The organism is Streptomyces spongiae (genome assembly GCF_009377185.1).
Taxonomy (GTDB): Bacteria; Actinomycetota; Actinomycetes; order Streptomycetales; family Streptomycetaceae; genus Streptomyces; species Streptomyces spongiae.
Genome location: NZ_VJZC01000772.1, coordinates 1 through 3,983, shown reverse-complemented (window position 1 = coordinate 3,983; position 3,983 = coordinate 1). Strand labels below are relative to the sequence as shown.

4 protein-coding genes and 1 tRNA gene are annotated in these 3,983 nt (G+C 72.3%); 1 reads left to right on the top strand and 4 read right to left on the bottom strand.

Translation table 11 applies throughout. The features are described from left to right. Window positions 1-1,087, top strand: a 1,087-nt coding sequence (locus FNH08_RS46465) for an alpha/beta hydrolase (RefSeq protein WP_152777801.1), incomplete at its 5' end; no start/stop codon positions are given. 141 nt (window positions 1,088-1,228) lie between these two features. Here the strand turns inward: FNH08_RS46465 and FNH08_RS46460 are convergent. The 4 genes from FNH08_RS46460 to FNH08_RS46445 all read right to left on the bottom strand — a co-directional run. Continuing rightward, window positions 1,229-1,301 (bottom strand) — tRNA-His (locus FNH08_RS46460). An 88-nt stretch (window positions 1,302-1,389) separates the two neighbouring features. Next, window positions 1,390-1,992 (bottom strand): oligoribonuclease, encoded by a 603-nt coding sequence (orn, locus tag FNH08_RS46455; RefSeq protein ID WP_152777799.1) that lies wholly within the window; start codon window positions 1,990-1,992, stop codon window positions 1,390-1,392. Window positions 1,993-2,093: 101 nt separating this feature from the next. Next, window positions 2,094-3,317: a helix-turn-helix domain-containing protein gene (locus tag FNH08_RS46450; RefSeq protein ID WP_152777797.1), complete on the bottom strand. Its 1,224-nt coding sequence runs from the start codon at window positions 3,315-3,317 to the stop codon at window positions 2,094-2,096. A 378-nt stretch (window positions 3,318-3,695) separates the two neighbouring features. Beyond that, window positions 3,696-3,983: hypothetical protein (locus FNH08_RS46445; protein ID WP_152777795.1), on the bottom strand; the 288-nt coding region annotated here is incomplete at its 5' end.

Genomic DNA, 3,983 nt, shown 5'->3' with positions numbered 1-3,983 from the left:
GTCCCCCACACCGCCCGTCTCGACGACACCCCGCCGCGACTTCGAGGCGTCGGTGCGCTCGGCCCGTGACCTCGCCGACCGCTGCCGCTCCGCCGCCGACCGCCTCCCTCACGCCACCACCCGCGACGTCGCCCGCGACATGGACCTGATCCGCGCCGCACTGGGCGAGCGGAAGCTGTCGTACTACGGCGTCTCGTACGGCGCCGACCTGGGCGCCGTCTACACCCAGCTGTTCCCCCGCCGCGTCGACCGCATGGTCATCGACTCCTCGACCGACCCGGCCCGGACCCAGTACGAGCTCTTCCAGAGCGCCGCCGGACCTCTGGAGGCGGGCCTCGACGAATGGGCGCGATGGGCGGCCCGGCACGACGACGAGTACGGCCTCGGCCGGACGGCCCGTGCCGTGCGCGCCACCGTCCAGCGTCTGCTCGACGGGGCCGAACACCGGCCGGTCCCCGTCTCCGGAACCCGCCTGGACGCCCCGCTCGTGCGCCTGTTGCTGCGCCAGCTGGTCCAGCACCAGGAGTACGACGCCCCGCTCGCGTCCGTCGTGCGCGACCTGACCGCCGCGGCCGCCGGACGCCTCACGGAACCCGGCCCGGACCTCGCGGGCCTCCTCGAACTCCTCGCCTCGCCCGATCTGGCGGACAGCATGACCGGCGGAGCGCTGTTCATGTGCGGCGACGGCGGGTGGCCCGCCGGAGGCTGGCCGAAGGACCCGGAGACGTACTGGCGCAACATGCAGCGCAGCCGCGCCACCGAGCCGGTGTTCGGACCCGTCGTCAACGGCATGATCGCCCCCTGCGCGTTCTGGCCGACCGCACCGCGCGAGCCCGGCACGGCGATCCACAACGCCGTCCCCGTCCTGATGCTCCAGGCCCGCCGCGACAACAACGTCCCCTACGACGGCGCCGTGGCCCTCCACCGCCGGCTCACCGGCTCCCGCCTGATCACGGCGGACATCCGCGCCCACGGTGTCTACGGCCGCGGAGCGGAGGGCCTGACCCCCGTCCCGTGCGCCGACGACGCGGTGAACGACTACCTCGGGGGCGGCGAACTCCCGTCCGGGGACCTCACCTGCCCCTGATCCCGCACAGCGTCTCCGGCCCACCCCACGCAAGGGGGTGCGGGTGGCGAAGCCCCCGCTCGCGCGGCGCAGCCGCGCAACAACAACGAAGGCGATGTGGCCCGCGCAGTCCGCGGGCACACATCGCCTGTCGCCTTCGAGGGTGAGTGACGGGACTTGAACCCGCGACATCCTGGACCACAACCAGGTGCTCTACCAGCTGAGCTACACCCACCATGACCGGCGGTTCTCCGAGTGGTTCACCGACCGGCCGAGAAAAAGTGTACAGGGTCGGGAGGGGTGCTCGCGCCAGGGTTTCGCCGTCACCCCGCGGGCAGGACGTGTTTCGCGGCGATCGTCCTCGCGGTGTCGGAGTCCGGGCCGGGCTGGGGGACGAAGACCGCCTCCCGGTAGTAGCGGAGCTCCGCGATGGACTCGCGGATGTCGGCGAGCGCCCGGTGGTTGCCGTTCTTCTCGGGGCTGTTGAAGTACGCCCGCGGGTACCAGCGACGGGCCAGCTCCTTGATGGAGCTGACGTCCACGATGCGGTAGTGGAGGTAGCCCTCCAGCGCGGCCATGTCACGGGCGAGGAAGCCGCGGTCCGTGCCGACGGAGTTGCCGCACAGCGGGGCCTTGCCGGGTTCCTTGACATGCTCGCGGACGTAGGCGAGGACCTGTTCCTCCGCCTCCACCAGCGTCGTGCCGCCGGCGAGTTCGTCCAGCAGCCCGGACGCGGTGTGCATCTGACGCACCACCTCCGGCATCGTCTCCAGTGCCCTGGCCGGGGGACGGATGACGATGTCCACGCCCTCGCCGAGCACGTTCAGCTCCGAGTCGGTGACCAGCGCGGCCACCTCGATGAGCGCGTCGTCGGACAGCGAGAGCCCGGTCATCTCGCAGTCGATCCACACCATGCGATCGTTCATGTGTCTCACCTTACGGCCCGTGACGACCGAACGGCCCGGCCCTGCGCCTGGATGATCAGGGCGGGACCGGGCCGACGACGTCTCGGGCGGCCGCTACGCGGCTACGGGGCGCTGCGCTGGCCCGGCAGGCGTCCCGTGGCGTACAGCTCCGGCTTGGCGCCCTCCGTGGAGAGCGAGGTCGCCGGGGCCAGAGCGCTCGCGGCCGCCGTCCGGCGGGTCTGGAGCGGGAGCGACGGGGGCTCCTGCGGTACCGGCTGCGGTCCGCCCGGACCGGAGTGGCCGTCCGTGTTGTCCGGCTTCTCGCTCTGGGGCCGCCGCGCCCGGTACGCCGCCCGGTACGCCGCCGGCGACGAGCCCAGCTGACGGCGGAAGTGGCCGCGCAGGGCGACGGGCGAGCGGAAGCCGCAGCGCCCGGCGACCTCGTCCACCGAGTAGTCCGACGTCTCCAGCAGACGCTGGGCCTGCAGCACGCGCTGGGTGATCAGCCACTGCAGTGGAGCGCTCCCAGTGAGGGAGCGGAACCGGCGGTCGAAGGTGCGGCGGCTCATGTACGCGCGCGCGGCGAGGGTCTCCACGTCGAACTGCTCGTGGAGGTGCTCCAGCGCCCAGGCGACGACCTCGGCGAGCGGGTCGGCGCCGATCTCCTCCGGTAAAGACCGATCGAGATAGCGCTCCTGGCCGCCGCTGCGGCGCGGCGGGACCACCAGACGCCGGGCCAGTGCGCCCGCCGCCTCGTTGCCGTGGTCCGTGCGCACGATGTGCAGACACAGGTCGATGCCCGCGGCGGTGCCGGCGCTGGTGAGGACGTCTCCGTCGTCCACGAACAGCTCGCGCGGGTCGACGTGCACCGACGGGTAGCGCTTGGCCAGCGTCGGTGCGTACATCCAGTGGGTGGTGGCCGGGCGGCCGTCCAGCAGCCCGGCGGCGGCCAGCACGAAGGCACCCGTGCACAGCCCGACGATGCGGGCGCCCTCCTCGTGCGCCCGGCGCAGCGCGTCGAGCGCCTCCTCCGGCGGCGGTGAGGTGATCGAGCGCCAGGCCGGCACGACGACGGTGCCCGCCCGCGAGATCGCCTCCAGCCCGTTCGGCGCGGTGAGTTCCAGGCCCCCCGTGGTCCGCAGCGGACCCTCTTCACCGGCGCTCACCAGCAGCCGGTAGCGCGGCACTCCGGCGTCCTGGCGGTCGATCCCGAACACCGAAAGTGGTATGGAACTCTCGAAGATGGGGCCGCCGCTGAACAGCAGCACCGCAACGATCTCCTTGCGGCGTCGCCCGGAAAGCTTCCGGGCCGCGGCTTCCGGCGCGGCAGCGGAGTCGTGGCTCATACTGCTAAGCCCCCCTCGGTGGTCGCGGCTCCTCGGTTGTGTCGCTCCTGCACGTTTCCCCTTGGTCCTGCACGAGTCCCCCGCCGTAAGACAGTCAAGATCGAATCTACTGTGTCCCCAGGTGCCGGCGTGGCCAGTTCTGCATCCGGCACATTGTCGACTTGGCAACTTGGCGTGAAGCATTCGATCACGAAGCGTTGCACTCGTGGGCCGTACAGGGAAGTGCGCCTCGTCGCAGTGGCCAATCCACGTAGGGTGCGCGCGCCCCACGAGCCCCTTTCAGTGCAGGTCGAACGGGGGGTGTAGGGGTGTTCGGGCAACAGATGCACGGGAACCCGAAGTTGGCTGAAAAGATGCGGGGGCGTGCGCGGAAACCGGTCAGTCGACCGGCGTGTTCCGCCCCGAGTGTCGTCCGCCCCTGTGCGCCCCCGAAGCGGCCCGGCCCCGTCGGCCCCGCCGCGGCGCGCTCGGACCGGCCGACGTGCGCGCCGCCTCCCGCTCCGGCGTGCGCGCCGCCTCCCGTTCCGACTGGCGCAGCAGGAACCGGCAGGCCCCTGTCACCGCCGCCAGACCGAGGGCGGCGCCGGCCGCCCCGGCGAGCGACGTGCCGAACCCGACGAGGACCACGGGCACGAGGACACAGCTGAAGACCGCCCAGCGGATGAG

Coding starts and splice junctions, on each gene's coding strand:
- FNH08_RS46450 (WP_152777797.1), bottom strand. CDS start 3,317: ATGAGCCACGACTCCGCTGCCGCGCCGGAAGCCGCGGCCCGGAAGCTT.
- orn (WP_152777799.1), bottom strand. CDS start 1,992: ATGAACGATCGCATGGTGTGGATCGACTGCGAGATGACCGGGCTCTCG.